27 protein-coding genes are annotated in these 26601 nt (G+C 60.5%); 13 read left to right on the plus strand and 14 right to left on the minus strand.

The features are described from left to right. Positions 1-155: 155 nt before the first annotated feature. The 9 genes from EV281_RS31715 (at position 156) to EV281_RS18940 (ending at position 8484) form a co-directional block, all read left to right on the plus strand. Positions 156-416 (plus strand): metallophosphoesterase, encoded by a 261-nt coding sequence (locus EV281_RS31715; protein WP_245508307.1) that lies wholly within the window; start codon positions 156-158, stop codon positions 414-416. A gap of 133 nt (positions 417-549) precedes the next feature. Then, positions 550-777, plus strand: coding sequence for a hypothetical protein (locus EV281_RS31720; protein ID WP_245508308.1), 228 nt, complete (start codon positions 550-552; stop codon positions 775-777). A 514-nt stretch (positions 778-1291) separates the two neighbouring features. Beyond that, the gene (locus EV281_RS18910; RefSeq protein WP_132655064.1) at positions 1292-2638 is read left to right on the plus strand and encodes an extracellular solute-binding protein; all 1347 of its coding nucleotides are present in this window, start codon (positions 1292-1294) and stop codon (positions 2636-2638) included. A gap of 67 nt (positions 2639-2705) precedes the next feature. Beyond that, complete coding sequence (locus EV281_RS18915) at positions 2706-4007, plus strand: sugar ABC transporter permease (protein WP_132655066.1); 1302 nt, start codon at positions 2706-2708, stop codon at positions 4005-4007. A gap of 2 nt (positions 4008-4009) precedes the next feature. After that, positions 4010-4852 carry a carbohydrate ABC transporter permease gene (locus EV281_RS18920; protein WP_132655068.1) on the plus strand — a complete coding sequence of 281 codons (843 nt, stop codon included), beginning with the start codon at positions 4010-4012 and terminating at the stop codon, positions 4850-4852. Beyond that, positions 4852-5901, plus strand: coding sequence for an ABC transporter ATP-binding protein (locus EV281_RS18925; RefSeq protein ID WP_132655070.1), 1050 nt, complete (start codon positions 4852-4854; stop codon positions 5899-5901). Before EV281_RS18920 ends, EV281_RS18925 begins: the two co-directional genes overlap by 1 nt. Positions 5902-5904: 3 nt before the next feature. After that, complete coding sequence (locus tag EV281_RS18930; protein ID WP_132655072.1) at positions 5905-6678, plus strand: glycerophosphodiester phosphodiesterase; 774 nt, start codon at positions 5905-5907, stop codon at positions 6676-6678. Continuing rightward, positions 6662-7669 (plus strand): LacI family DNA-binding transcriptional regulator, encoded by a 1008-nt coding sequence (locus tag EV281_RS18935; RefSeq protein WP_132655074.1) that lies wholly within the window; start codon positions 6662-6664, stop codon positions 7667-7669. The genes EV281_RS18930 and EV281_RS18935 overlap by 17 nt, the downstream gene beginning before the upstream one ends. Then, a complete protein-coding gene (locus tag EV281_RS18940; protein ID WP_132655076.1) occupies positions 7669-8484 on the plus strand; it encodes an inositol monophosphatase family protein in 816 nt (271 codons plus the stop codon). The genes EV281_RS18935 and EV281_RS18940 overlap by 1 nt, the downstream gene beginning before the upstream one ends. Here EV281_RS18940 and EV281_RS18945 read toward each other — a convergent pair whose 3' ends face one another. Beyond that, complete coding sequence (locus EV281_RS18945; RefSeq protein ID WP_132655078.1) at positions 8485-9339, minus strand: glycerophosphodiester phosphodiesterase family protein; 855 nt, start codon at positions 9337-9339, stop codon at positions 8485-8487. It abuts the gene before it with no gap. Between the two features lie 235 nt (positions 9340-9574). Between EV281_RS18945 and EV281_RS31215 the strand changes: the two genes are divergently transcribed. After that, entirely contained in the window at positions 9575-9742 is a 168-nt protein-coding gene (locus tag EV281_RS31215; protein WP_165911925.1) for a hypothetical protein, read from the plus strand. Positions 9743-9744: 2 nt separating this feature from the next. Here EV281_RS31215 and EV281_RS18950 read toward each other — a convergent pair whose 3' ends face one another. The 9 genes from EV281_RS18950 to EV281_RS18990 all read right to left on the minus strand — a co-directional run bounded on the left by EV281_RS18950 (position 9745) and on the right by EV281_RS18990 (position 19950). Continuing rightward, positions 9745-10836, minus strand: coding sequence for an aminotransferase class V-fold PLP-dependent enzyme (locus EV281_RS18950; RefSeq protein ID WP_132655080.1), 1092 nt, complete (start codon positions 10834-10836; stop codon positions 9745-9747). Between the two features lie 12 nt (positions 10837-10848). After that, positions 10849-11628: a dipeptide/oligopeptide/nickel ABC transporter ATP-binding protein gene (locus EV281_RS18955; RefSeq protein WP_132655082.1), complete on the minus strand. Its 780-nt coding sequence runs from the start codon at positions 11626-11628 to the stop codon at positions 10849-10851. Continuing rightward, positions 11625-12407, minus strand: a complete 783-nt coding sequence (locus EV281_RS18960) for an ABC transporter ATP-binding protein (RefSeq protein WP_132655084.1) — start codon at positions 12405-12407, stop codon at positions 11625-11627. The genes EV281_RS18955 and EV281_RS18960 overlap by 4 nt, the downstream gene beginning before the upstream one ends. After that, positions 12404-13234 carry an ABC transporter permease gene (locus tag EV281_RS18965; RefSeq protein ID WP_132655085.1) on the minus strand — a complete coding sequence of 277 codons (831 nt, stop codon included), beginning with the start codon at positions 13232-13234 and terminating at the stop codon, positions 12404-12406. The genes EV281_RS18960 and EV281_RS18965 overlap by 4 nt, the downstream gene beginning before the upstream one ends. After that, positions 13231-14220 (minus strand): ABC transporter permease, encoded by a 990-nt coding sequence (locus EV281_RS18970; RefSeq protein ID WP_132655087.1) that lies wholly within the window; start codon positions 14218-14220, stop codon positions 13231-13233. The genes EV281_RS18965 and EV281_RS18970 overlap by 4 nt, the downstream gene beginning before the upstream one ends. 40 nt (positions 14221-14260) lie before the next feature. Continuing rightward, on the minus strand, positions 14261-15871 hold the full coding sequence (locus tag EV281_RS18975; protein WP_132655089.1) for an ABC transporter substrate-binding protein: 1611 nt from the start codon (positions 15869-15871) through the stop codon (positions 14261-14263). Between the two features lie 121 nt (positions 15872-15992). Further along, on the minus strand, positions 15993-17393 hold the full coding sequence (locus EV281_RS18980) for an LLM class flavin-dependent oxidoreductase (protein WP_132655091.1): 1401 nt from the start codon (positions 17391-17393) through the stop codon (positions 15993-15995). Between the two features lie 17 nt (positions 17394-17410). Then, complete coding sequence (locus EV281_RS18985; RefSeq protein WP_132655093.1) at positions 17411-18469, minus strand: ABC transporter permease; 1059 nt, start codon at positions 18467-18469, stop codon at positions 17411-17413. Continuing rightward, positions 18466-19950, minus strand: a complete 1485-nt coding sequence (locus tag EV281_RS18990; protein WP_132655095.1) for a sugar ABC transporter ATP-binding protein — start codon at positions 19948-19950, stop codon at positions 18466-18468. The genes EV281_RS18985 and EV281_RS18990 overlap by 4 nt, the downstream gene beginning before the upstream one ends. 231 nt (positions 19951-20181) lie before the next feature. Here EV281_RS18990 and EV281_RS18995 point away from each other — a divergent pair, with 231 nt between their 5' ends. Together EV281_RS18995 and EV281_RS19000 are read left to right on the plus strand one after the other, a co-directional pair. After that, on the plus strand, positions 20182-21228 hold the full coding sequence (locus tag EV281_RS18995; RefSeq protein ID WP_132655097.1) for a substrate-binding domain-containing protein: 1047 nt from the start codon (positions 20182-20184) through the stop codon (positions 21226-21228). Positions 21229-21306: 78 nt separating this feature from the next. Further along, positions 21307-22515, plus strand: coding sequence for an acyl-CoA dehydrogenase family protein (locus tag EV281_RS19000; RefSeq protein ID WP_132655099.1), 1209 nt, complete (start codon positions 21307-21309; stop codon positions 22513-22515). A 66-nt stretch (positions 22516-22581) separates the two neighbouring features. Here EV281_RS19000 and EV281_RS19005 read toward each other — a convergent pair whose 3' ends face one another. Beyond that, a complete protein-coding gene (locus tag EV281_RS19005) occupies positions 22582-23799 on the minus strand; it encodes an SfnB family sulfur acquisition oxidoreductase (RefSeq protein WP_132655101.1) in 1218 nt (405 codons plus the stop codon). A 299-nt stretch (positions 23800-24098) separates the two neighbouring features. On the opposite strand from EV281_RS19005, the gene EV281_RS19010 reads away from it, so the two are divergent. Continuing rightward, positions 24099-25436 (plus strand): LLM class flavin-dependent oxidoreductase, encoded by a 1338-nt coding sequence (locus EV281_RS19010; protein WP_132655103.1) that lies wholly within the window; start codon positions 24099-24101, stop codon positions 25434-25436. Here the strand turns inward: EV281_RS19010 and EV281_RS19015 are convergent. The 3 genes from EV281_RS19015 to EV281_RS31220 form a co-directional block, all read right to left on the minus strand. Continuing rightward, positions 25420-25785, minus strand: a complete 366-nt coding sequence (locus EV281_RS19015; protein WP_245508309.1) for a hypothetical protein — start codon at positions 25783-25785, stop codon at positions 25420-25422. The genes EV281_RS19010 and EV281_RS19015 overlap by 17 nt on opposite strands. 282 nt (positions 25786-26067) lie before the next feature. Further along, a complete protein-coding gene (locus tag EV281_RS19025) occupies positions 26068-26397 on the minus strand; it encodes a DUF6665 family protein (RefSeq protein ID WP_132655105.1) in 330 nt (109 codons plus the stop codon). Positions 26398-26415: 18 nt separating this feature from the next. After that, a complete protein-coding gene (locus tag EV281_RS31220; protein ID WP_165911926.1) occupies positions 26416-26568 on the minus strand; it encodes a hypothetical protein in 153 nt (50 codons plus the stop codon). Positions 26569-26601: the final 33 nt, after the last annotated feature.

Raw genomic sequence — 26601 nt, forward strand, 5'->3', positions numbered from 1 at the left:
TTCATTACCGTCCAACTTCTTGGGGATTCCTGGAACAAAACGAGAATAAGGACTGGCTCGCCAATTTGTAAGCGTTACGAAGATCTTTTCGAGCTGATCGGATCGGCGACCCGACAGTCGTAGTACGCATCATCGATCTGTGTCTTGAAGAACAGGTGGGCGGGTCGGTCATCGCCGGCGATCTCTACGATGGCGATCAGACGTCGATGAAGAGCGCGAGGTTCCTAGCCGAGCAGCGTGCGCGTTTGCACGAGGCAGGTATCAGGGCGTTTATAATACGCGGCAACCATGATGCGCTTTCCAAAATCACCGCCGAGCTAGTCATGCCGGACTCCGTCAAAGTGTTCGGTTCCTTAGCTGAAACCATTGCCATCGACCGCGCTCCCGGTGGATTCCCCGTCGCCATACACGGCTGAGTTTTGCCAAGCCGCAAGCGTCCGACCTCCGCCAATCGATGTGGTCCTCGAGGCCAAAAGCTCATTGGAGCGCCTTTCTTCCGTAGTGTCCGCCGACCATCTAGTTGGCCGTAAGCGGGGCCGCCGAACTCGCATGGCGCATCCGGCGAGACGCCGACCTTCTCGCACCGAGCTCGAGACGCACGGCGCGGTCATCGGGAATGTCTGGATCGAGAAAGTCGTTACGTCGCCGGTCGCGCCCACACGCCTGGATGCGCGGCCGGGTGCCTTGGACGAACTCGCGACGATCATCGACAGCGAGATCCACGGCTCGACCGAGTATCGGCGACGGAAAACACCCGACAGCTACCACCGCCGCTGATAGAAATTCAGTGTCGGAAACCCGACCAAGGATCATGATCGCTTTCTTCCAGGTGCGGCGCCTCCAGTTAAGATGGGCATTTCGGCGCCACCAGAAAGATGATTCAAATATAATCCAAGCATTCCAGACGAATGAAGAGACTTCACACTCATATTTGTCGCTCGAAAATATGCGTTGTTCTTCAATGAATAAAATCTCGTGTTAAACGCGAAATAATATTAACTTTATATGATGCATTGATTTAGATTGGGAAAATATTCCCTTATTGATCTCGGCCGTTTTGCAATATTTGGGACATTCGCAGATATCTCCTGCACTTTTCCGTTGGCAATTGACCGCGCCGAGAACATTGTCATAATAATTTTGCACACGTGCTCAATTTTGTCATTCGGTCGTTACGTTCGCCCCCTAGAGCGAGATACGCCACGTTTTTCGTGGGGCTTGCGGAACGGCCATCAACACCAGTGATGACCCGTCAAGAGGCCTCACACTGCTCTTTGGGGAGACGAAGAAGATGACCATTTTGCCGACACTGAAATCGCTTACCATAGCGGCCGCTATTCTGGCCTCGACCTCCGCATTCGCACTTGCCAAGGACGTTCACATCAGCGTCTGGGCCGGCGGCACCGGTCCGAACGACGTTTATCGCCTCGATGCCATTGAGATCGCTGCCCAGCAGCTTCAGCGCGAAGCTGCGCTGAAGGGCGAAGATCTGAAGATCATTGTAGAAAAGACCCCTTATTCCGGCTGGGACGATTTCAAGCAGGCTCTGACGCTTGCCGCCGAAGCTAAGAAGGCTCCGAACATCGTCGTCAGCGGCCATGAAGATATCGCTCCCTGGTCGCAGGCCGGCCTTATCGTTCCGGTCGAAGACTATGTCGACCTCGATTCCTGGCCATTGAACGACATCTACGAAAACCTGATGCAGATCGCCTCCTACAATGGTTCGGTCTACGGTATCCCGCAGGACGCCGAATCCCGCCCGATGCTGTTCTGGAAGCCGCATATGAAGGCGATCGGCTACAGCGATGCTGACCTTGACGCGCTGCCGCAGAACGTCAAGGACGGCAAGTACACGATGAAGAACCTGCTCGAAGACGCCAAGAAGATGCAGGACAAGGGCCTCGTGCAGCCCGGCTACGGCTTCTATCCGCGTACCAGCAACGGTCCTGATTACTGGCAGTTCTACACCTCCTTCGGCGGCGTCATGGAAGAAAACGGCAAGCTCGTTTTCGACAAGGCTTCCATGAAGCGCACCTATCAGTTCTTCGCAGACGCCGTTGCATCGGGCGTCACCAAGAAGAACCATATCGGCATGCCGGGCGACCAGTGGTGGAAGGAAGTCTCCTCCGGCAAGGCCGGTATCTGGGACGCCGGCACCTGGCACTATGCCCGCATGGTCAATCAGGAAGGTCTGAAGGACTTCTTCGGCAACATCGTCTTCACGCTAATCCCGGCCGGCGAAGGCGGCAAGGCCAACACGCTGACGCACCCGCTCGTCTACCTGCTGACGGCTGGCCACAGCGATGAAGACACTCAGATCGCCGCCCAGCTGATCACGATTGCTTCCGAGCCGCGCATCAACGCGCTGCATGCGATCAAGTCGGCTCACCTCGGCGTCTCCAAGTCCGAAGCGGCTGTCGATTTCTACGCCGCCGACCGCTGGGCTCGCGAAGCAACCGAACGCCTGCTGCCCTACGCCAATGCGATGCCGAACAATTCCGACTTCGGCACCTACTGGAACATCATGTGGAAGAACCTTGAAGCGTCCTGGACGGGCGCCAAGGCTGTCGACGCTGCCGTAAACGATGCCGAGAGCGAGCTGAAGAGCACGCTCGGCGACAAGATCGTCATCCGCTAAGATCGACGTACCTGCCGGGGGGCGGCCATGCGCTGCCTCCCGGTCCGTCGTCCAAGAGGGGACTTCCATGAGATCGTCCAGAACGCTCGGGCTGGTGATGATTTCGCCTGCGGCGATCATGATCATCCTGTTCTTCCTTTTGCCGGTCGTTCTGACGGCCGTCTTCTCGATGACGAACATGACGACCGCAACCAGTATTTCCGGCGGCGTCTATCAGGTCGCGCCGAATTCGCTGATCACGCTCAGATCCACCATGCCCGATATTGCCGATTTGCTCGGTGAACCGCGATATACGATCGACGAGGGCGGGCTCAAGGCGGTCGAGGGTCTCAATCTTTCCTCCGGCATCGTCTCGGAATTGCGCGAAAAACATATGGGTGAGGTCTTCCCGTCGCGCCGCGAAATCGAGCGCATGATCAAGGACCTGAAGGACCGTCCCTCGACGCGTGATGTCAAACAGATCTCTGACCAGTTCAACCGCTCGGTCGTCAATGCGCGCTTCGACAGCAGGGACCAGCTTTTCTCCGCGCTCGATGCGCTCGGCTTCAAGCTGACGCCGGAGCAGAAGGATACCGTGGCGAAGGCAACATATACCGGCTGGACTTGGACGACGGATAATTTCTCGCGCATGGCCTCCTCACCGGATATGGCCCGCGTTCTTCTCAACACCGTGCTCTATGTCGCGCTGGTGCTGATGATCTTCAACGTCGGTTACGCGCTGCTGCTTGCCATCTGGACCCATTATATGCCGGCCGCAACCGCGTCCTTTTTCCGTGGCGTCTGGCTGCTGCCGCGCATCACGCCCGTCGTCATCTATGTGATGCTCTGGAAGTGGCTGGCCTGGGATACCGGCTTCATTTCCACGTTGATGGGCAAATTCGGCTATCCACCGAAGAATTACCTGCTCGACAACGCCTTCAATGCCTGGGTCTTCGTTGTCATGATCAATGGCTTCATCGGCGCCTCCATGGGCATGCTGGTCTTCTCGTCGGCGATGAAGGCCATTCCGAAGAGCCAGTTCTACGCAAGCGAAGTCGACGGCGCATCACGCTGGCAGCAAATCCGCTACATCGTCCTGCCGCAGATGCGCTGGCCGATCCTCTTCGTCACCTGCTACCAGACGCTCTCGCTTCTTGCCTCGTTCAACGAAATCCTGCTTTCGACGAATGGCGGACCCGGCAGGGCGACGGAGATCTGGGCACTCGCGGCCTATCATACGGCGCTCAACAACTATGCCGGCAACCTCGAATATGGGCTGGGTGCGGCCATGGCCCTCGTGCTGGTCGTCATCGGCGTGACGTTGTCGCTGATCTATCTGCGCATCTTCAACTACGGCACGCTTGTCGCCAAGCCGCTGATTGAGGACTGACCATGACCGAGAAAGCGCAACCTTCCGCGAATTTCAGCAGTTGGCCGGTCATTGCCACGCTGGCGGTCCTCAGCCTGCCACTGCTCCTGATGTATGCGTATTTCTTCGTCGACACGGTAACGGTGAAGCAGGTGGGCTCGCTCTTGCCGTCAGGCTTCACCCTCCAGCCGTGGCGCTTCCTCTGGCAGACGACCGAGGGGAAGCCGAATATCTGGGTCGTGACGCTCAACACGCTGCTTTTCGCCGCCAGCACCACGAGCGTCGTCGTCATCGTCTCGTCGATGGCAGGCTATGTGCTGTCGCGGCTCAACGTCCCGGCGCGGGGATTTTTCCTCGCCGGCGTCATGGTGCTGCATGCCTTTCCGTCGGTGACGCTCATCATCTCAATTTTCATCGTGTTGCAGATGATCGGCCTCTACAATTCGCTGATCGGCGTGATCCTGGTGAAAGCGGCGATTGATCTGCCGCTCGGCATCTGGCTGATGAAGGGTTTTTACGACACCGTACCCTGGGAAATCGAAATGGCCGGTGTCGTCGATGGCGCTTCTCGCTTTCGTGTCTGGCGCAGCCTCGTGCTGCCACAGGTCGGCCCCGGCATAATGGCGCTTGCACTCTTCTCGTTCCTGTCGGGCTGGGGTGAATTTATCCTGCCGCAGGTTCTCGCTCCCGGCAATCAGGTCCAGGTGCTATCAGTCTATCTCGCCGGCTTCCTCGGCGACGATAACAACTACGATTTCAACATGTTCAAGGCGGTCGGGGTGTTCTATGTCATCCCGGTTCTGATCGTCTATGCACTCTTCCACAAATATCTCATGAACATCTATGGCGGCGGGAGCAAAGGCTGATGCGCATCCTCCTCGACAATTTTTCGAAGAGCTTCGGCTCCACCAAGGTCATCGAGAACATGAAGCTCGAAGTCGGCAGCGGCGAGATGCTGGCGCTGCTTGGCCCTTCCGGCTGCGGCAAGTCGACAACGCTTTTTGCCATCTGCGGTATCCACCGGCCGACGGGCGGTCGCATCCTGTTCGGCGAGCGCGATGTCACCGACCTGCCGAGCCAGATGCGCAATGTCGGCGTCGTCTTCCAGTCCTACGCGCTCTATCCGCATATGACGGTGGCCGAGAATATCGGCTTTCCCCTAAAGGTGAAGGGTGTCAATGCAGCCGAGATCCGCAAGGAGGTCGAGCGCATTTCCCGTCTCGTGCAGATCGGCAACCTGATGGAGCGCCGGCCAGCGCAGCTTTCAGGCGGTCAGCAGCAGCGTGTGGCCCTTGCTCGCGCGCTCATCCGCAAGCCGGACGTGTTGCTGCTCGACGAGCCGCTCGCCAATCTCGACGCGAAGCTTCGCCTCGAAATGCGTTCGGAAATTCGCCGTATCCAGCGTGAGACCGGCATCACCGCCATCCTCGTCACCCACGATCAGGTGGAAGCAATGAGCATGTGCGACCGTATCGCTATCATGAAGGAAGGCGAGATCGTGCAGATCGCTACGCCGGCCGAAATGTACAACGACCCGCGAACCTCCTTTGTCGCCGGCTTTCTCGGCAATCCGCCGATCACGTTCCTGCGCGGCGTCATGAAGGACGGTGCTTTTGCCATGCCGGAAAGCGAGATCCGTGTGCCGATATCGGTCACGGCTGCCGAGGGCACCAAGCTGACGCTCGGCGTGCGCCCCGAGCATTTCAATCCTGCTGGCGATATCGCCGTTTCCGGCAAGGTCACCTTCGCCGAAACGCAGGGTCGCGAAAACCTCTACGACGTGCAGCTCTCGGGTGGTTCGCTGCTGCGCTCCATCCAACCGGTCCGCAATGACATCACCATTGGGGACGAGGTGCAGTGGGCGATCGACAGTAAGGGCGTGTTCGTCTTCGACGAAGAGGGCCGGAGGCTTTGAACGATGCGTGATTTTTCGTCTTTCTTCGAACGGTATGGCTGGCCCTCCGGCAAGGGAACGTTGCCTTTCTGCATCGGCCATCGCGGCGCAAGCGGTCATGAGCGGGAAAACACGCTCGAAGCCTTCCAGCGTGCCGCCGAGCTCGGCACGGAAATGTGGGAGCTTGATACCCAGCTCACCAAAGATGGCGTGGTCGTGGTCTCGCACGATGATCACCTCGAGCGAGTCTTCGGCATCGACTGCCGTATTTCGGAGATGACGGCGGCTGAGCTTGCTGTCCTGGAAGGCGTCAATGTTCCGACCTTCGAGGCGGTCGCGGCGCTCGGGAGGCGGACCAATACGGGACTCTACATCGAGCTCAAGGCACCAGGTACCGGGCTGCTGTGCTGGCAGCACTTAGCTGAAAAGAATCAGCGCTTTGCCTGCCTCGGCTCCTTCGATACTGCACAGGTGCGTGAGCTTCGCGAAGCTGGCTGCGACTATCCGCTCTCGGTCCTGATCCGCGTCGGACATGATCCCCATGCGGCGGGTGACGAGGCTGGAGCCGACATCCTGCATCTCTGCTGGGAACGAGCCGGCGAACGGCCGCAGGATCTTGTAAGCGAAGAGCTGATGCAGCGCACTTTCGACGGGGGCCGCGAGATCGTCCTGTGGCACGAGGAGCGGCCGGCTATCCTTTCCGGCATTATGAAACTTCCGGTACTTGGCATCTGTACGGACCTGCCCGATCTGATGCGCCCGGCCGCGGGAGATGAAGGTCATGGCAGACAAGGATAACAAGGGGCCGAGAAAGGTTACGTCCTTCGACGTGGCGCGTGTCGCAGGCGTTTCGCGTGCAGCGGTCTCGCGCGCCTTCACGCCGGATGCCAGCGTTTCGCCAAAGACGCGCGAAAAGGTCTATCAGGCGGCCAAGGAACTCGGCTACCGGGTGAACTATCTAGCCCGCAGCCTTACCAACAAGCGCTCCGATCTCGTCGGCCTTGTCGCCGCCGGTCTCGACAACCCGTTCCGTACGCTGCAGATCGAGAATCTGGCGCGCGTGCTGATTGCCCGCAACTTCCGTCCGATCCTGCTGCCAACCTCGAAAGAAGCCGACACCTCGACCGTCATTGGCCAGTTGCTGCATTACGCTGTCTCCGGTGTCATCGTGACGTCGGACGCTCCGCCAACGGAAATCTGCGAGCAATGTGCGGCCGAGGGGGTACCGATCGTCCTGATCAACAAGGGCGATGATATTCCCTTCGTCGACCGCATCATCTCCGACGATCGGATGGCCGGTCACCTCGCCGCCACGCATCTGATCGAAAGCGGCGTCAAGGCGCCGGCGGTCATGGCAGCGCCCGCCATTTCCTACACGGCAAGGCGACGAAGCGAGGCATTCATGACGGCCTGTCGGCAGCTCGGGCTCGAACCACGTATGATCGAGGTGAAAATCAACGACTATCAGAGCGGCTACGACGCAGCCGCCGGGCTTACCTCCCTCGGTATCGACGGCCTGTTCTGTGCCAACGACTATATGGCCTGTGGCGTAATCGACCGCATCATGAAGGGGCTCGGTCGCGCGGATCAGCCGCCGCTGCGCATCGTCGGCCATGATGACATCCCTCAGGCAGGCTGGGCCGCTTACGACATCACGACCATTCGTCAGCCGTGCGATTTCCAGGCCGAACAGGCGGTCGATCTGCTGATGAGCAGGATGGCCGAACCGGATATGACGGCCCGCGTCGAATTTACCCCCGTGACGCTGATAAAAAGAAGGACTACTTGATGAATTCCGCATTCGACGCCTCCGCCTTGACCGCACGGGCGGAAGTCGCAATCGACGTGGCCCGCAGGGTTGGACGCGAGGCCGCGCGTTTCAGACGTGAAGGAAATCCGGGCGCGCTGCGCGTCGAAAACAAGGGGTTGCAGGATTTCGTTACTATTGCGGACAAGCAGGCAGAACAGGCGATCCGTGAAGCACTGCTGGCGCGCTTTCCCGATGATACGTTCATGGGCGAGGAAACCGGCGGACAGTCCGGCTCGGCTGGCACATGGGTCGTTGATCCCATCGACGGCACGACCAATTATATCAGGGGCTTCCGCCACTGGGGCGTCTCCATCGCATTGGTCGTTGATGGCAAGGTGGAGATTGGCGTGGTCTATGACGCGGCCAACGATCAGGTCTTTTCCGCGATCCGCGGCAAGGGCGCCTTCAAGGAGAGCCAGGCGATCCAGGCTGCTCCGACCACTGATCCCTCCAATGCGATTGTCGTGCTTGGCCATTCGCGCAAGACGAGTTTTGACGACTATGCGGCGCTGTCCAAGCGGCTTTATGAGCGCGGAATGGATTATCGCCGCATGGGTGCGGCAGCAATCGATCTCGTGCGTGTGGCGGAAGGTGTTTCCGATCTTTTCTACGAACGGCATCTCAATGCCTGGGATATGCTGGCGGGCGCGCTGATCGCTGCCGAGGCCGGTGCCAAGGTCGCCATACCGCCTGTCGCAAGGCTGCTGGAGAATGGTGGTCCCGTTATCGCCTATTCGCCAGGCTTGGCCGAGGAATTCGCCTTCCTCATCGAATTCGAGGGATTGGCGGGTTGATCAGCCCGCCATGCGTTTTAGCCATGCCTGCTCGGTTGCAGGGGCTTCGTCCGTGGTGACCTGATCGGGTTTCAACGCCATAAGCGCCGAGAAATTCGCCCATTCGGCATCGCTGAAACCGCCGTCGGGATCCTTCAACGTGAAGGTCCAGGCATCGACCTGTTTGCCTTCGCTGTGGCAAAGCGCAATCATGTCGAAACCTGCCTTTGCGGCGTCACGCAGCATCGGCCAGTAGAGGTAGATGGTTTCCGGTTCTGTCGGGCCGCGCAGATCGGCAAGCAGTTCCCTTTCGACCGCTTTCCAGCCTTCGGCCCTATAGATATTGCCGAGCTTGTCGGTGGGGTCGATGCCGCGGCGCAGATGCGGCAGCTTCTCCTTGACAGCCAGGATCAGCTCCAGACTGCCGGCGCTAACGATGACGGAAGCGGAAATCCGCTGCAGGTGTTCGGCCAGATGAGCGATGCCTTTTTGACCGATTGCTTCGTAATCGTCCTTCATATCGAACTGCAGCAACGCGTCCGGATGGGCCGATTGCAGCATGGCGGCCAGATCTTCGCTGTAGAGGAGGGGACGATCGCCGTCCTTCATGCGCAGGCCGCGCAGCTCAGCAAGGCTCTTTTCGGCAATGAGGCCATGCCCCGTCGTCTCGCCTTCCAGCTCCTCGTCATGCAGCACGACGAAACCACCATCGGCGCGCACCCTGAGGTCCAGCTCCATCGAGGCGCCGGCCTTGAAGCCTTCCGCCATTACCTCCGCCGAAAACAGCGGATCGGCCATGCGTCGGCGCAGCCGGTGCCATTTCAGCAGGGTTGCATGACCCTCGAGCACGATCTGAAGTCCGCGTGCATCCGACATTTCGTCATCCTCGGCATATTTGTGTTGGACCCTTCGTGCATTGGAAAATGCTTGATTCTCAAGAGGAGTTCGCAAACCTGGTCCAAGCCCAGATGAAGCCTTTTCACAGGTCGTTCTTCCGGCGGCATCTTGATGCAGTGCAGGCGCGTAATTTAGAATACTATTTTTGTAGACAATATATCCTGGGTGCGCGATCCATGCGAAAATGACCACGCGGTTTTCCAGGAGGCGGCGTATGTTTGCGGCATTCAAAACGTTCCTTGTCAGGTTCTTCCGAGGCCACGAGCAGCCGGTGTTTGATACATCTGCCCGCGTAATGGCAGAGGATTCCGAAAGCCGAATGCGCAGTCTGCGGGAAGAAGAACTGTTCTTCTGGCAGCCGACGCCACTCTCCTGGTATTGAGTTTAGCCGTTATAAGCCTTGGCGACCGCCTCCGAGGCGGCGCCGATATCCGCAGGCAAACCGGCCTGCCGCAGGGCCTCGCCGTAGGCCACGACACCTGCGAGGACGATCTGGAACGTCGCTCGTTGGCCCGTATGATTCAATCGGATGAGATGCGACAGCTCGGTGCCGACACCGGCTGTCAACTCAACGCCCAGCCCCGCTGCAAAGCGGATGATGAAAGCGGGTTCCATGCCTGCCGGTACGGAGACGGTGGTCACCAGGTTTGAAGCCTGTTCGGCGGGTACCCAAAGGCTTGCTCCCAGCGCCAACAAACCGGCCCGGCTCGCGGAAGCGGCCTTCTCGTGACGCGCGATGGTCTGTTCGATATTCTCCGCCTCGACCCGGTCGAGTGCTGCCTCGAGTGCGAAGAATTCCAGCGGCGCGGGCGTTCCGGGAAGGGCGCCGCGGCCGCCATCCAGCCAGGCTTTCAGGTCGGCGAGCGACAGGATTGAATCGCGCGGGGCGTCGTCACGCAGGATCAGCCCCCAGGCGCACGGGCTGACCGACAAGGCGGAGACACCGGCGGGTCCTCCAAGCGCCTTCTGAGGGCCGATGACGGCTATATCGATGCCCAATCCATCGACATCGAGTCGATGACCGCCGACGGACGCCACCGCATCGACCACCGTTACAATGCCCCGCCCCCGTGCCAGGGTGATAATCTCAGGCAGGGGATTGAGGATGCCGCTTGCCGATTCCGCGTGAACGAGCGCCAGTACATGGATACCGGGATTGGCATCCAGCGCTGCTGCAATCGTCTCGGCCTCTATCGGCAGGCCTGGTTGGGCGGTGACATCGATGACGTTAGCGCCGCCCCGCCGCAGCCATTGCCCGAACCAGCCGCCATAGGGGCTGGTAACGATGTTCAGCGCCGAAAGGCCGGGCCTGGCAAGGCTAGTCGCGACCGCTTCAAGCGCTACGACGGCTTCGGCTTGCACCAGCAGCACGTCGTTGTCCGTCTTTAGGGCGGCGCCGATACGGCGGGCGAGGGTGGCGTAACGTTTGGCCGGATAGACCGGCGCACCATAAAGCGGGTTCCAGACCTCGGTCATGGGCGGGTTCCTTCAAACGGGTTCGGTCACGAGACGCGGCACGGCTGCGATGAGCCGGCGGGCCGCATCGGATCGCGGTGCCGTGACCACATCGGCTGCCGGTCCTTCCTCGACAACGCGGCCGGCATCCATGATGGCGATGCGATGCGAGATCGCCCGCACCACGGCGAGGTCGTGGGATATGAAGAGATAGGCAAGGCCGCGCTCTCGCTGCAGCGCGACCAGCAGTTCGAGAATGCGGCCGCGAATGGTGACGTCAAGCGCGGAAACGGCCTCATCGAGCACCAGCAGCGATGGCCTTGTGGCAACGGCTCGGGCAATGGCAACGCGCTGGCGCTGCCCTCCCGAAAGCGTGTGAACGGGGCGTGAAGCAAAGGCGGCGGGGAGACCGACACGTTCGAGCAGCGTGATGATTTCTGCTTGCCGTTGCTTGCGGTCGGCAATGCCGTGGATGCGTAGCGGGTCGCTCAGACCCGAGGCCACAGTGGCGAGAGGATTGAAAGCGCCGAGTGTATCCTGAAACACCAACTGCATGCGCGCTCGTCGGCGCCGCAGTTCGGCGCCGCGAAGTGAGAGCCAATCTTCCCCTTCAAAGCGGATGCAACCGGAATCAGGCTGCATCAAGCGCAGGAGCACGCGCGACAAAGTCGATTTTCCGCTGCCCGAAGCGCCGACCAGTCCCAACGTCTCGCCTGCTGCAATTCCTAGTGAAACATTGTCGAGAGCGGCAACCTGCCGACCGGCGGTGAAATAGGCTTTCGACAATCCGTCGATAGTCAGAAGCTCGCTCATGAGGCCACCTGCGCGATCAGCGGCGGCGTGGAAAGATCGCGATGGCTGGCAATAAGGGCGGCGGTATAGTTCTCCACCGGTGACGACAGAACCGACCGGACGGGACCCGTCTCGATCCGTTCTCCATTGTGGAAGACCGCGATGCGATCGACGAAACCGGAGGCGAGCGCGATATCATGGGTGATGAAGAGCAGTGTCATGCCTTCTTCACGCACCAACCCATCAAGTAAATGGACGATTTCGGCCTGGACCACCACGTCGAGTGCACTAGTCGCCTCGTCGGCGATCAGGAAAGCGGGCCTTGCCGCAACAGCAGCTGCAATCGCCACACGCTGTCGCTGGCCGCCCGACAGTTGATGGGGGAAAGCGCGCATGGCGCTTGCGGGCTGTGGTAGTCGCACCCGGCCCAGAAGTTCTTCGGCATGGGCGTAGGCTTGCCGCCAGTCGAGGCGGAGATGTCTTTTGGCGACTTCGGCAACCTGTTCACCAATGGTCAGCACCGGATTGAGGCTGGTGCCGGGATCCTGAAAAATAAAGCCGAAATCGCGGCCGGGGAGCGGAGCATGGCCGAGTACCGGCCATGCTATTTCGCCTTCGACCTGGGCCTGCTCCGGCAAAAGGCTGGCAAGGGCCTGGGCAAGCGTGCTTTTGCCCGAACCGCTCTCGCCTATGATCGCCAGCCTCTCACCCCTGATAATATCGAGGTCGATGGCTTTCAGAGCAGCCTCCCGTCCGTAGCGGACCGAAAGGTTTCTCACGCTGCAAAATGGCGGGCTCATCGCGCGCCTCCTTCGGAACCAAGTGACTTAGTCAGGCCTTCGCTGAAGAGGTGGACGCCGAGCACGGTGGCCGCCAGCGCCAGGCCAGGCAGAACCGAAAGATAGGCGGCGGAACGCAACACGCTACGGCCCTCGGCAATCATCGAGCCCCAAGTGGCAAGGTTGGGATTGCCGAGGCCGAGAAAGGAAAGGGCAGCTTCTGTGAGGATCGCGCCGGCGACGATGGTGGCCGATAGCGCCAGGACCGGCGGCAGGGCGTTCGGCAGGATTTCCTTAAAGGCGATCTCGGCCGGATGCATGCCGATCACGCGCGCGGCCGCGACATAATCCCGCTCGCGGATCGACAAGACCTGCGCCCGCGTCAGGCGTGCCGGATCGGCCCAGCTGCCGAGCGCAATGGCGAAAACGACGACCGGCGTCGATACGCCGATGATGCTGACGAAGGCGAGCGCCAGCAGAAAGCCCGGAACGATTTGAAAGGCGTCGACCACTCGCATCAGTGCCTCGTCGACCGCCCCGCCGGCAAAACCCGCGGCCATGCCGACACAGAGGCCAAGCACCATGGCGGAGAGAGCCGCGGCAATGCCGACGGCAAGCGAAGTCCGCGCGCCATAGAGCAGGCCGGCGAGTACATCGCGACCAAGCCGGTCCGTGCCGAGCGGCAGGCTGCGATCGGAGAAGGGCGAAAGCAACGCCCGGCCGGCAATCCGCAGCGGATCTCCCGGCGATATTATGGGGGCGAGCAGGCCGACAATAAGTAGAACCGCCAGAATGACCAGGCCGATCGTCCCCTCAGGGGTGCAAAGGAGACGCCTGAGCCAGGTCATGCGCGGCCCTCCGACGCGCCAATGCGCGGATCAAGCGCCGCGTAAACGAGGTCGACGATGAAATTGACACAGATGACGAGAACGGCGCTCGTGACGATGATGCCCATCAAGAGCGGCGCATCACGGCCGTTAACGGCCTCTTGCGCCAGCCTGCCGAAACCAGGAATGGCAAAGACGCTCTCGATCACCACGCTGCCGCCGAGCATGGCTGCGGACTGCAGGCCCAGCATGGTGACGAGCGGTAAGAGCGCATTGCGCGCCACATGGCGAAGCACGATGCGGCTGCGCGACAGGCCCTTCGCCCGAGCAAACAGCACGAAATCGAGCTTCCAGGCTTCCGCCATGCCGGAGCGCATGACACGCAGAAACAGGGCCAGATAGATGAAGGCCAGCGCCCCGACCGGTAGGACAAGATGTTCTACGATGTCGAGAACGCGCGAAAGCCCTGATTTGCCGGAAGCAATGGTCTCGATGCCGGCGATCGGCAGCCAGCGCAGCTTGACCGAGAAAAGGATACTGAGCACCAGTCCCAGCCAAAAGCTCGGAACGGCATAGATGATCAGCGACCCGATCGAGAGAATACGGTCGCGCAGACTTCCTGGCCTTGCACCGGCGAGGATGCCGAGCGCCGAGCCGAGCCCGAAGGCGAGCGCCGTTGCACTTCCCATCAGAAGCAGCGTGTTCGGCAGCCGCTCGGCGATGAGATCCCGCACTGGCCGGTTGAATGCCACCGACCAGCCGAGGTCGAGATGAACGAGCGCCGAAAGATAAAGCCACAGACGGGCAAAGACGGATTGATCGAGGCCGTAACTCTCCCGTAGCGATTTGATGAGAGCTGCATCGCCGCCGCCGATCGCGCCGATATAGGCGTCGACGGCATCGCCGGAGGCGGATTCCAGCAGGAAGAAGCTGAAGATGACAACGATCATCAGCACCGGAATGCTGCTGATGATCCTGCGTCTCAGGAGGATGAGTGCACGTTTCACGCCGGACAAGGCCTCTGAGGGAAATCCGCCTTCGAGCCTATCACGATTGCAGCGCAGTATCGCCCCAGTTCGAGACCGCCCAGCGCGGATTGTCGGAGACGTTCAGCACGGTGTCGCGGGCGACCGTGATGAAGCCCCATTCAGCGACATTGATCAGAGGCAGTTCGGCCACCACGAGCTCCTGGAACTTGTAATACAGATCGGTGCGCGCAGCCGTATCCACCGTTTCAGAAGCCTGCTCTATGATCTTGTCGAGTTCGGCGCTGACATAACCACCCTGGTTTGAGAAAGGCACGCCGTCGGGCGTTCCGGACTGAACCAAGATGGTGGTTGAGATCGCCGGATCGCCACGGAAGACTGGAGGACCCACCGCAATGTCGAAATCATGGTCGGTATAGACCGCCTTTTGGTGCGCAGCCGCATCGGCATTGACGATGACGGCATCGATACCGACGACGGCAAGCGCCTGGCGCAGATAATCGCCGAACTGGCGTGTTTCGTTGAAATAAGGCGCCGGCCGCAGCTTGAGCTGAAAACGATTGCCGTCGGGTCCTCTCGTATAACCGCCCTGGTCCAGGAGATCGTTTGCTGCCTGCACGTCGAAATTATAATTCGCGACGTCCGCCGTGTAGAATTCCTTGGAATTCTTGGGGATTGGGCCGGTCGATTCCGTTGCGTAACCGAGGAAGATCGTGTCGACGACGAATTTCTTGTCGATGGCATGCGCGAGGGCCTGACGGACTCTCAAATCCGAGAGTTCCTTGCGGCGATGATTGATCTCAATGATGAGCTGATAGGTCAGAGCTTCATAGCCCTTGGAGATCACCTTGATGCCGTTGACCTTGGAAATCCGGTCGAGATCGGCAAGCGGCACTGCCGAGAAGGCGGCGAGATGGATCTCCTCGGCTTCGAGGGCGGCACCCGCCGATTCACGATCCGGCAGCACACGGTAGACGATTTCGTTAAGCTTCGGCTCACCCTTGTGCCAGTAATTTTCGTTGCGCGTCAGCCGGTAGTATTCGCCCGGCTTGTATTCGGCGAACTTGAAGGGCCCGGTGCCGATGAGTGTATTATTGGCCGGGTTCTTGGCGATGTCGGTGCCCTCGAAAATATGTTTGGCGACGACGCTCGTGACGGCGGGAAGCGCATTGCGGATGAGCTGGAAGGGCGTCGGCTTCGAAAAGCGGAAGATCGCCGTGTGGTCATCGGGCGTATCGACCGCTTGCAGATTAGCGAAAACGAGCCGGCCGAGATTCTGAAGCGGCTTCCAGACGTTGAGTGCGGAGAAGGCGACGTCGGCGGAGGTGAAGGGCTTGCCGTCATGCCAGGTGGCGTTTTCGCGCAGTTTGAAGGTGACCGAGAGTCCGTCGGGTGAGCCTTCCCAAGACGTGGCAAGACGCGGTGCCAGTCCGTCCGCGCCTTCATAGGAGGCTTCGGCGAGCGGTTCGATGACCTTGCTCGAGACGAAGAAGACACCGTTCGAGGCAACAATGGCGGGGTTAAGATTCTTCGGCTCGGAGTCGGCCGCGACGATCAGGCGCCCGCCGGCCGGCACGTCCTGGGCCAGAGTAATGCGCGACAGTGCGGTTGAGCCAAGCAGCAGTGCCGTGCTCTTCAGCAGGCTGCGCCGAGAGATATCTGTGAAAGTCATACCCCCTCCAATCCTTGAAAATTCAATAGCCCATATTCGAGTTGAAACGGTAATTGTGACAGGAATTAAATTCGAACAGGATGGCCGGGCGAGATATTTCTTGTCACCCAGCCATTATTTTTCAGCGGCCGCCGATGGCGAGCCGGGGCACGTCGGCGCCGAGATTGCGATAGGCCGCTCCCGGATGCGGCGCAACGAGTCGCGGTCCTGCACTACCGAGTTTTTCGCGCAGCGTGCCTTCCCGGTATTCGGTCTTATAGACGCCGCGCTTCTGCAGTTCCGGCACGAGCAAATCGACGGTATCTTCGAAGCTCTCGGGCGTCACCGCATAGGCAAGATTGAAGCCGTCGACATCGGTATCCTCGACCCATTCCTGCATCAGGTCGGCGACCGTCGACGGCGAGCCGACAAAGACCGGGCCGAAGCCGCCGACGCCCACCCAGTCCGCCATTTCGCGCACCGTCCATTCCTTGCCCGGATCGATGGTCGTGAAGGTTTCGACGGCCGATTGCACCGCATTCGTATAACGATGGCGCAAGACTTCGTCGGGGCCGAACTGGCCGAAGTCGATGCCCGTCCAGCCGGAGATCAGCGTCAGCGCACCTTCGAAGGACGCGTACTCGCGATATTCGTTGAACTTGCGCTGCGCCTCGGTATCGGTCTCGCCGAGCACGACGGTTTGCAGGTTGAAGGCGAGGATTTCCCGCGGATTGCGGCCGAGCCGTTCGGCGGCCTGGCGAACATTCGCGACATAGCGCTTCAATACAGCCTTGGAAGGTGCTGCCACAAAGATGCATTCGGCATGCGCACCGGCAAAGTCCTTGCCGCGGCTGGAGGCGCCGGCCTGGTAGAGCACCGGGGTGCGCTGCGGCGAGGGCTCGCTCAGGTGAATGCCGGGAACCGTGAAATATTTGCCGGAATGATTGATCGGATGAACCTTTTCCGGATGCGTGAAGATGCCTGTTTCTCGGTCGCGGACGACGGCATCGTCCTCCCAGCTTCCTTCCCAGAGCTTGTAGCAGACCTCGAGATATTCATCGGCGAGATCATAGCGGTCGTCATGGTTGGTTTGTGCGGCCTGACCGATATTGAGCGCGCCGCTGTTGAGGTAGGAGGTGACGATATTCCAGCCGACGCGGCCCTTGGTCAGGTGATCGAGCGTCGAGATGCGCCGTGCAAACGTATAGGGATGCTCGAAGGAGAGCGAGGCCGTCAGCCCGAAACCGAGATGCTCGGTCTCATAGGCCATGGTCGGGATCAGCTGCAGCGGGTCGTTGACTGGCACTTGTGCCGAATGGCGCAGCGCCGCATCGACACTGCCGTACAGCACATCATAGACACCAAGCACGTCGGCGATGAAGAGACCGTCGAACTTGCCGCGTTCCAGCGTCTTTGCCAAATGCACCCAGTAATCCAGATCCTTATATGTCCAGGATTTATCGCGCGGATGTCGCCATAGCCCCGGCGACTGGTGTCCGACGCAATTCATGTCGAAGGCGTTGAGCCTGATTTCACGGGTCATATTGTTTTCCTTGAGAACTAGCGATCGACGTTGCGGCCGAGGCCGTAGGTTAGCGCCAGCGCTCCGACGAGCACGGCGCCCTTGACGAAATCCTGTGTGTAATAAGGCGCATTCAGCATGGTCAGGCCGTTGAGCAGGACACCGACGAAGACGGCGCCGGCCACCGTGCCGAGCACATTCGGCCGGCGTAGGTTAAGGACGGCAAAGCCAATCAGCGCTGCAGCAACCGAATCCATCAGCAGAGAACCGCCGGAGGAGACATCGCCACGTCCGACGCGGGCGGCGATGACGATACCGCCAAGGGCGGCCAGGGTCCCCGAGATGACATAGGCGAGCGTCTTCAGCCGTGTCGTAGACGCGCCGGCAAGCCGCGTTGCCACTTCGTTGCCGCCGGTCGAAAAGAGCAGCCGACCGATACGGGTGCGCTCGGTCAGAACGAAGAGGACGATGGCGACGACTGCCATCAGGACGACAGAAACGGGCAGGGTGGCGAACAGGCTGTAGCGGCCGATCAGCAGGAAGGCCGGGTCATAGGCGCCGGTCGCCTTGAAGCCGTCGGGCAGCACCAAGCCCGACGAAATAGAGCGCCCGGCGGTAGGAATGAGCTGCAGGCCTGATAGCAGGAACATCATGGCGAGCGTGGCGAGCAGATCAGGCACACGCAGGCGCACGATCAGGAAGGCATTGACGAGCCCAATGGCGGCGCCGAAAGCGAGCACCAGTGGTACGGTGGCGAAAGCATCGAAGTGCCAGACGATCATGGCATAGCTTGCAGCCATCACGCTGGAGGCGGCGACCGCACCGATCGACAGGTCGAAGCCGCCGACGGCAAGCGTCACGGTGATGCCGGCACCGAGTATGGCGACGACAGAGACAGCCTGCAGAATGCTCATCAGGTTGCCGATATTGATGAAGGCCGGTTCGGCAACGGTGAAACCGATGATCATGAGGCCGAGCAGGATGAAGACTGCACCAGCGCGCAGGAATCTGCCAATGGCCAGGGTGCGATTGTCGAGGCCTTGGCTTTCCGGCGCGGCACCTGGCTTTGGCAGCGCCTCGTCATCGATGGTCGTCATACGGAAGTTCCCTGTGGGGCGGAGGAAGAGGTGATGTCGATGACGTCGGGCCGTAGCGTGTGGTGGTCGATGGTCAGAATACGGTCGGCGACCTCGTAGGCCTCTTCGGGATCGGAGGTGGCAATCAGCGCGGCCCGGTCAGGACGAGCGCGGATTGCGCGGATGATATCGTGGCGGGCACCGACGTCGACGCCCTGGAAGGGTTCGTCGAGCAGTAGCAGTCGGCTGGGCTCCGATTCCCAGCGGGCGATCACCGCCTTCTGCTGGTTGCCGCCCGACAATGTCCAGACGGAGGCGAATGGACCGGATGCCTTGATGCCCAGGCGGGTAATGGCCTCCTCGGCTTCACGTCGCTCTCTGTCACCGAAAAGGAAGCCGTGCGGATACCATTTGGCAAGATGCGGCAGGCTGATGGCGGCGGCCAGTGAGTTGCCGGGCCAGGCAGGCGGCATCAGGGAAGAGCGGTGACGATCCTCCGCGGCCATGGCGACACCGGCGGCAATCGCCTCGGCCGGCGATTTCGGCCGATACGGCTTGCCGTCGAGCAGCATTTCGCCGGCAACAAGGTTCCTGACGCCGAAGATCGCCGAGAGGAGGCGGCTCTTGCCGGCGCCGAGCACTCCGGTGATGGCGACGACTTCGCCCTCGTGCAGTGTCAGATCGAAGGACGGGCTTGCGGGCCGAAGGCGGATGCCTCGCATCTCGAAAACGGCAGGGCCGGTCACCGGGCGTGTGTCGGGCCTTGCCGCCTCCAGCCTGCGGCCGATCATCGTTTCGATGGCGCTGGAAAAATCGATGGGCCGGGTGAAGCTGCCGACGACACGACCACCGCGCATGACAAGCGCCTTGTCGGCGATCGCTTCGAGATCGCCAGTCCTGTGGGAGATATAGAGGATCGCAAGGCCTTGAGCCCGAAGGGCGAGCAGGATGTTGAACAGACGTCGGCTCTCTTCAGCCGAAAGGCTTGCAGTCGGTTCGTCGAGGATCAGCAGTTCAGCCTTGTTCGCCAGCGCGCGGGCGATCGCCACAAGTTGGCGGTCGGCTGCGGACAGATCGCCGAAGTCCCTGTCGAGTGGTAGGGAGAAACCGGCCGCATCGAGCACGGCGCGCGCTTTACGCCGCACGCTTGCGCGCGAGAGGAAGAAGGGTGTGCTCCGTTCGGCAAAGCGATGCAGAAGAAGCGCATCGGCCACTGCCAGTCCCGCCGCTGCGACAAGATCGGTCGATTGATGCACAGTGACAACGCCGGCCTTCGCTGCTTCGGATGGCGTCTTCGGCGAGAAAGGCTGGCCTTTCAGCCTGATCGCGCCGCTATCGGCGGCAAGCGCGCCTGACAGAATCTTCACCAGCGTCGATTTGCCCGCGCCATTGGCGCCCATCAAAGCGACGATCTCGCCGCGTTCCACAGTGAAATGCGCACCCGAAAGCGCACGCGTCGACCCGAAGCTGCGGGTGATGTTTTCGACTTGAAGGAGCGGCATCAGGCAAATCCGGGTCTGCGTTGGAGCCGCCATATTGGCTCGCGGATTGGCCGATTTTCGAGGCAAGCCTTTGCCGATGGCACGCAGGTCGGGAATAAAGAATCTCTCCAAACGAGAAAAATCGGATCATTTAATCTACTAAAAAGGTAGATTTTATATCTAATAGTCATGCGTCGCGAGGAACTGCCAACCTGTCAGACGACGCTTCCGATTGACTAGAGGATCGCGACGATGAAATCCCTCGCACGCTTGGCGCTCTCCGCAGCCGCAATCTCCTTTCTTCTTCATCAGCCTTCTTTTGCCGCCGGCCTCAACGGCGCTCCCGCGCCCTTCGACAAGGGCGGCGTCAAAGTGGCTCTGATCAGCTATATTTCTGCGGGTGACTTCTTCCAGGCCTATCAGGCCGGTGCGGAAGCCCAGGCCAAGGCACTGGATATCGACCTGCGTGTCTTCCCCGGCCGGCAGGATGCCGCCGAACAGCGCGAGCAGATCCTGCAGGCAATCAATCTCGGGGTCGCCGGTATCGTTGTTGATCATGGTCTGCCGGAATCTCTCGGCGATGTCGTCCAACAGGCACTGGACAAGGGCATCAAGGTCGTCGCTTTCGACGTCAATCTCAACAATCCCAAAGTGCCGCAGGTGGAGCAGAGCGATCACGAGCTTGCCGAGCGCGCGCTGGAGCAGGTGGTGAAGGATAACGGCAACAGCTTCAATTCCGGCTATGTCTATGTCGCAGGCTTTGCACCGCTCGATCGCCGCAACGAGGTCTGGGAAAAGTTCAAGTCGGAGAATTCCGGCGTCGTCGAGAAGGCCCGTTTCGGCAATGTCAGCGATACGACCGCGACGTCGACCGCTGATCAGGCCAAGGCCGCGCTGACCGCCAATCCCGATATCAGCGTCGTCTTCGCCCCCTACGACGAATTTGCCCGCGGCGTGAAGCTCGCCGCCAACGACCTTGGCATCGCGAGCAAGCTGAAGATCTATTCGGCTGACGTCTCGACAGCTGACATTCAGGAGATCACCGAAGAGGGCAGCCCCTGGGTCGCCACCGTCGCGACCAATCCTGCCGTCGTCGGCGCGGTTTCCGTGCGTGCTGCAGCTCTCCAGATTGGCGGTGAGGAGATCCCCCATCAGATCACGGTCAAGCCGACGCTGCTAACGCAGGAAAGCCTGCGCGCTGCCGGCGTGAAGACGATCGAGGAACTGGCGCAGAAAATCCCAGCCTTCAGCACAAGCGACGCGGCAACCGCGAGCTGGATCCCGGACAAGCTTTTCTAGGCTGCCTGCCTCGATCTTCCGGCGGGGGTTGTGCGGCCCCCGCCGGCCCCATTTTCCAGGAAAACGGAGTTTCGACCCATGAGTCAGTCCAATGTCGTCTTCGCGACCAATCGCAGCACGACGCGAGAGGACCTCTTTGCCCGCGCCGAAGAAATCTCATCCGATCTTTTCACGCGTGCCGCCGAACTCGACCGCGAAGGCCGCCCGCCGCTTGCCGAGATCGTCAAGCTGAAGAATGCCGGCCTGCTGAATGCCCTGCATGATCAAAAGATCGGCGGTGGCGGGCTGGATTGGGTCGATGGCTTGCGGCTGGTGCGCATACTGGCACGCGGCGAAAGCTCTATCGGTCAACTTCTCGGCTATCACTATGTCAACAGCCAGTACATCTACTGGGCACTCGATGAAACCCGCGCCCAGGCGCTAGGTTCAGATACGGTTTCCAGGAACCTATATTGGGGCGCTGCCGTCAATCCGCGCGATCCGGGTCTTGTTCTCACCCGTCGTGGTAACGGCTATGTGCTGAATGGACGCAAGTCTTTCTCCACCGCCGCCCATGTCTCCGACTATATCAATGCCAATGCGACGCTCGGCGACAAGATTGTCGGTTTCGCCGTGCCAACCAATCGGCCGGGCTATCAGGCAAATGACGACTGGGATAATTTCGGTCAGCGGCTCTCCGACAGCGGCAGCGTCGAGTTTCATGATTTTCCTGTCTACGAAGAAGATTTCGTCGGCGCCCCGGCTGCCCCAGATGCCGCCCCGCCGGTGCTTTCCACTTTCAATACACCGCTCATTCAGCTTGTCTTCGTCAATTTCTATCTCGGCTCGGCGGAGGGCGCGATCCAGGCCGCAGTCGATTATGTGCGCACGACGACGCGTCCCTGGGTTACATCAGGTGTCGAGCGCGCCGCCGATGATCCCTATATCCTCGAACGTGTGGGTGAGTTCATCGCCGCGCTGAAAGCCTCCGCTGCCTTGGCAGATGTCGCGGCCGCCGCTGTTCAGGCCGGGCTTGCAAAAGGTCACGCTGTCACGGCCCGAGAGCGCGGCGAGGCAGCGGCGGAGGCCTATGCTGCCAAGGTGCACGCCACCCATGTCTCGCTCGATATCACCTCCCGCGTCTTCGAACTGACCGGCGCGCGCTCCACGGCGGAGAAATATCGCTTCGACCGTTTCTGGCGCAACGTCCGCACCCACACGCTGCACGACCCCGTCTTTTACAAGGCCAAGGAAGTCGGGGAGTTTGTGCTGAACGACACGATCCCTGAAGTGAGCCTCTACAGCTGAGATCTGCCCGAAAGGCAACCCCATTTCCGTCATCGGAAAGGGGGTTCTTAGCTCTGAGGAGAGGATTCAGAGCGCGCCGTTCTTCGGCGGTATCACCCGATTCAGGTGGTAGTTGCCGACAACATGATATTTCCAGCGCACGGGATCGTGCAGCGTATGGGTGCGTGCATTGCGCCAGTGCCGGTCGAGATTGAGTCCGGCCTTGACCGAGGATGTTCCGGCAAGCTCGAACAGGGTATTGGTCGCTTCGATCGCAATCTCTGTCGTCAGCACCTTGGCGGCGGCGACCGCAAGCGTGGCCTCGACCACGGTCGCTTCCGTCGTTTCGATCTGTGCTGCGTCGACCTTGCCGCCGGCGCGCTCAAGCAGTGCCGCCGCAGCCTGAAGCCGGATGGCAATCTGACCGACCTTCGAAATCGTCAGCGGATCGTCGGTGGCGCGTTCAACACCGCTGTCCATCCAGGGACGGGACTTGGCGCGCACGAATTCCAGCGTCTCAGCGAAAGCGGCGCGTGCAATGCCGAGATCGATGCCGGCATGGACGATCTGCCCGACAGAGCCGATCGTGGTTGGACGCTCGAAGCCCTTGTGATGGTGGACGACGGAATCGGCATGGACGTAGACATTGTTGAGGATCGTCGTGCCACTGCCCGTCGTTCGCTGTCCAAAGCCATCCCAGTCATCGACGATCTCGACGCCTTCGGTACCCTTCGGCACAAAGGCCATGACCAGCCGATCCTCTTCGTCGAGTGCGAAGACAGTGACCCAATCGGCAAATAGCACGCCGGTTGAATAATATTTGGTGCCGCTAATCCGATAGCCGGGGCCGTCTCGGACGATGCGGGTATTGTAATGGCCGACCGTCTTGGTGCCGCGCTCGGAAAGCGCATTGCCGAACCGGTCTCCGACGAGCGCCCGGCCGAAGAAATACCGCTTCTGCTCCTCGCTGCCATCGGTGCGCAGCGCTTCCAAAATATAGAAATGGTTCTGCGGGATTTGGCCGATTGAGCCGTCGGCTTCCGCCAGGATCGCCGTTACTTCGGCCAGTATAGCATTCGAAACATCGAGCCCGCCATATTGTGCGGGGACGGCAATCGCTAGCAGGCCCGACTGCGCCAGTTCATCAAGTTCTGCAAAGGGCAATCTGCGTTCTGCGTCGCGTGCGGCTGCTGTGGCGGCAAACTGAGCGGCAAGCCTGCGCGCGGTTTCAAGCGCTTCCGCGTCGCTGGCGATGCGGGCGGCCACAGGCCGGATCGGGTCTTGTTGCCTAAGCACTGTTATCATCGATTTCTCCAGGTTCTGACGAGTTTATGGGTGAAAGAAATCGAAGCGAGAGGTAAGATTATAAATTCTATAGATGCCATAGAAAATAAAAAGTGCTTGCTTATCCAAGCCTCAGCCTAGCCGCTAACCTCACGGCCCATTGGACCGCCCAGACCTGACCAGCTCCGTGGCGGAATTGCCGCAGCCCATCTCGAATTGGCGTGCGTCAACACCTACGTAATCGAAGACGGATACGTCATTCCGGCATCAGCGTTCAGCAGAGGGCGGGCTGCCGCTTCGCCCCGATCCATGAGGAAAACATGACCCGTTCACGGCAGTTGCGCCTCGGCGCTTTTATGCGTCCCGTCAGCCTGCACACCGGCGCATGGCGTTATCCCGGTTCCTATCCGGACGCCAATTTCAATTTCGCCCATCTCAAGTCCTTCGCGCAGAAGCTTGAGGCCGCGAAATTCGACGCCTTCTTCATGGCGGATCATCTGGCGGTGCTCAACATGCCGGTTGAGGCGCTGCAGCGCAGCCATACGGTGACCTCTTTCGAGCCCTTCACGCTGCTTTCGGCGCTTGCCGCCGTCACCGAGAGGATAGGGCTTGCGGCGACAGCCTCGACGACTTTCGACGAGCCCTATCACATCGCCCGACGCTTCGCGTCGCTGGACCATATCAGCAATGGCCGTGCCGCCTGGAACATCGTGACGACGTCCAATCCCGATGCCGCCCTCAATTTCGGTCTCGACGAGCATGTCGAGCATGGCGAGCGTTACAAGCGGGCGCGCGAATTCTACGACGTCGTCACTGGCCTCTGGGATAGTTTTGCCGACGATGCCTTCATCCGCGATCGCGAGAGCGGAATTTATTTCGATCCCGACAAAATGCATGTGCTGAACCATAAGGGCGAGGAACTGAGCGTGCGCGGGCCGTTGAATATCGCCCGTCCGGTCCAGGGTTGGCCTGTCATCGTGCAGGCCGGTCAATCGGATCCAGGCCGCCAACTTGCTGCCGAAACGGCGGAAGTGGTTTTCTGTTCGCCGCGTGATCTTGCCGGCGGCAAGGTTCTGTACGCCGATATCAAGGGGCGGATGGAGGCCGTCGGCCGCAATCGCGACCATCTGAAAATGCTGCCCGCCGCCTTCGTCGTCATCGGAGACAGCATCGAGGAGGCGCGTGCCAAGCGCCTCGCGCTCGACAGCCTTGTTCATTACGACAGCGCCATCGCCTCGCTGTCCATCGCGCTCGGCCACGATGCCTCGGGCTTCGATCCGGACGCGCCACTGCCGGAGGATATTCCTGATACCAACGCCAGCAAGACCGGCCGCGCCCAGGTCATCAAGCTGGCGCAGGAGGAAAACCTGACTGTGCGCCAACTTGCCCAGCGTTACGGCGGTTATTCCGGCCTGGCTTTCGTCGGCACGCCCGCAAGCATTGCCGACGAGATGGAGCGCTGGCTGGACGAAGAGGGATCCGACGGCTTCAACGTCGTCTTTCCCTACCTGCCGCAGGGGCTCGACGACGTCACTACGCGCCTGGTTCCGGAACTGCAGCGTCGTGGTCTGTTCCGCAGGGAGTACGAAGGCGCGACGTTGCGCGACCATCTCGGCCTCCCGCGGCCGGAGAACCGCTTCTTCAGCCCAGAGCGCTAGGCCGGGTAACGATCAGGCGGAGCGATCCTTCGAAGAAAGCTTGCGTGTGCAGATGCCGATAGCGTGCATGCCAAGTGCCGTCCCGGAGATCTCGGTCGAGTTCGGCCGCGAAACGTTCGCCGATCGACGGGTCGACGAAGCTCCAGGCCGAGTTCGCGCGCCGAGCGCCTGGATCGAGCATGAGCTCCGGCCGTCCGTAAGAGGCCTCGCCGAAGCCGTCGATACAGGTGAGCGGGATCGGCACCGGCAAGATCTCGACGGTGCCACCGAGATCATCGGCAATGGTCTGCATGGACGGATAGCGACTTGCTTCGACGGCAATCATCTCGGGCGCATAGTCGTACAGCAAGGAGCGCTCAAATCGTTGGGATCGCAGCTCAGGACGAGGCCGCCAATGCCGGGCTTGGTGTCTGTGTGGTGCCATGGCCCTATGTGACGGACGATATCCGCTTCGGGCGGCTCATGGCTCCGCATGGTTTTCTCGACAGAGGCCATGAATATGTGGCCCTGCGTCGCGCGAGGCGAAATCGAAAATCTTCGCTCTTCTGCGAATGGTTGGAGAGGGAAGCGCGCGAATTCGCCGCCTTGCATCCTGCGTCAGCCGCGCAGCGGGAGGCGTCGCCTCGAGCGGCTATTTCCTGATGATACCGACCCTTGCCAGTACTTCGCCCGGGATGGCGTAGCGCTGGACAATGTCCTTGTTGTTGCGAAGCCCGCAGATCTCGCGCTGGACGAAGAGCGCCCAGACTGCATCGGAGGCCTCGTTAACCAGCGTCTCGCGCTGCTCGTCACTATGGCGATCGGGATTCCAGGCTTTGAGAGCGGCCAGCGCCGATTCGACTTTCAGTCCGTTGCGCCCGAGGGAGCTCGCGCGCTCCGACATCATCTCGTATTCGAGCGCATTCACCCCACCCTCGGGCGAAAACGACTGCCTGAACGATTGCGGTAAACGAACGCTCATCGGACTGTCCCTCGCTGGTTAGGGCGCCGGCGTGCCCGTGACCTGAAAATAGGCCCAGGCGGCGGCAAAGACGATGATCACGGCTGCGATGATCATCAGCTTGCGGAGCATGGGATTGGGTGCTTTCGGCGGGGGCTTCGGCTTGCGAAACTTGATAACGTTGTCGCTCATTGTCTTGCTGTTCGGTTCGTTGTTCCCACAGCA

Source organism: Rhizobium sp. BK418 (assembly GCF_004341105.1).
In the GTDB taxonomy this organism is placed as follows: Bacteria; Pseudomonadota; Alphaproteobacteria; order Rhizobiales; family Rhizobiaceae; genus Rhizobium.

What these genes read in the sequence shown, in the direction of transcription:
- EV281_RS18955 (WP_132655082.1), bottom strand. Translation starts at nt 11,628, where the DNA reads ATGAGCGAGCTTCTGACTATCGACGGATTGTCGAAAGCCTATTTCACC.
- EV281_RS19010 (WP_132655103.1), top strand. Translation starts at nt 24,099, where the DNA reads ATGACCCGTTCACGGCAGTTGCGCCTCGGCGCTTTTATGCGTCCCGTC.
- EV281_RS18990 (WP_132655095.1), bottom strand. Translation starts at nt 19,950, where the DNA reads ATGCCGCTCCTTCAAGTCGAAAACATCACCCGCAGCTTCGGGTCGACG.
- EV281_RS18975 (WP_132655089.1), bottom strand. Translation starts at nt 15,871, where the DNA reads ATGACTTTCACAGATATCTCTCGGCGCAGCCTGCTGAAGAGCACGGCA.
- EV281_RS18950 (WP_132655080.1), bottom strand. Translation starts at nt 10,836, where the DNA reads ATGACCGAGGTCTGGAACCCGCTTTATGGTGCGCCGGTCTATCCGGCC.
- EV281_RS18920 (WP_132655068.1), top strand. Translation starts at nt 4,010, where the DNA reads ATGACCGAGAAAGCGCAACCTTCCGCGAATTTCAGCAGTTGGCCGGTC.
- EV281_RS18995 (WP_132655097.1), top strand. Translation starts at nt 20,182, where the DNA reads ATGAAATCCCTCGCACGCTTGGCGCTCTCCGCAGCCGCAATCTCCTTT.
- EV281_RS18960 (WP_132655084.1), bottom strand. Translation starts at nt 12,407, where the DNA reads ATGAGCCCGCCATTTTGCAGCGTGAGAAACCTTTCGGTCCGCTACGGA.
- EV281_RS18935 (WP_132655074.1), top strand. Translation starts at nt 6,662, where the DNA reads ATGGCAGACAAGGATAACAAGGGGCCGAGAAAGGTTACGTCCTTCGAC.
- EV281_RS18965 (WP_132655085.1), bottom strand. Translation starts at nt 13,234, where the DNA reads ATGACCTGGCTCAGGCGTCTCCTTTGCACCCCTGAGGGGACGATCGGC.
- EV281_RS18980 (WP_132655091.1), bottom strand. Translation starts at nt 17,393, where the DNA reads ATGACCCGTGAAATCAGGCTCAACGCCTTCGACATGAATTGCGTCGGA.
- EV281_RS19025 (WP_132655105.1), bottom strand. Translation starts at nt 26,397, where the DNA reads ATGAGCGTTCGTTTACCGCAATCGTTCAGGCAGTCGTTTTCGCCCGAG.
- EV281_RS18940 (WP_132655076.1), top strand. Translation starts at nt 7,669, where the DNA reads ATGAATTCCGCATTCGACGCCTCCGCCTTGACCGCACGGGCGGAAGTC.
- EV281_RS18945 (WP_132655078.1), bottom strand. Translation starts at nt 9,339, where the DNA reads ATGTCGGATGCACGCGGACTTCAGATCGTGCTCGAGGGTCATGCAACC.
- EV281_RS31215 (WP_165911925.1), top strand. Translation starts at nt 9,575, where the DNA reads ATGTTTGCGGCATTCAAAACGTTCCTTGTCAGGTTCTTCCGAGGCCAC.
- EV281_RS19000 (WP_132655099.1), top strand. Translation starts at nt 21,307, where the DNA reads ATGAGTCAGTCCAATGTCGTCTTCGCGACCAATCGCAGCACGACGCGA.
- EV281_RS31220 (WP_165911926.1), bottom strand. Translation starts at nt 26,568, where the DNA reads ATGAGCGACAACGTTATCAAGTTTCGCAAGCCGAAGCCCCCGCCGAAA.
- EV281_RS18925 (WP_132655070.1), top strand. Translation starts at nt 4,852, where the DNA reads ATGCGCATCCTCCTCGACAATTTTTCGAAGAGCTTCGGCTCCACCAAG.
- EV281_RS19005 (WP_132655101.1), bottom strand. Translation starts at nt 23,799, where the DNA reads ATGATAACAGTGCTTAGGCAACAAGACCCGATCCGGCCTGTGGCCGCC.
- EV281_RS18915 (WP_132655066.1), top strand. Translation starts at nt 2,706, where the DNA reads ATGAGATCGTCCAGAACGCTCGGGCTGGTGATGATTTCGCCTGCGGCG.
- EV281_RS31720 (WP_245508308.1), top strand. Translation starts at nt 550, where the DNA reads ATGGCGCATCCGGCGAGACGCCGACCTTCTCGCACCGAGCTCGAGACG.
- EV281_RS18985 (WP_132655093.1), bottom strand. Translation starts at nt 18,469, where the DNA reads ATGACGACCATCGATGACGAGGCGCTGCCAAAGCCAGGTGCCGCGCCG.
- EV281_RS18930 (WP_132655072.1), top strand. Translation starts at nt 5,905, where the DNA reads ATGCGTGATTTTTCGTCTTTCTTCGAACGGTATGGCTGGCCCTCCGGC.
- EV281_RS18910 (WP_132655064.1), top strand. Translation starts at nt 1,292, where the DNA reads ATGACCATTTTGCCGACACTGAAATCGCTTACCATAGCGGCCGCTATT.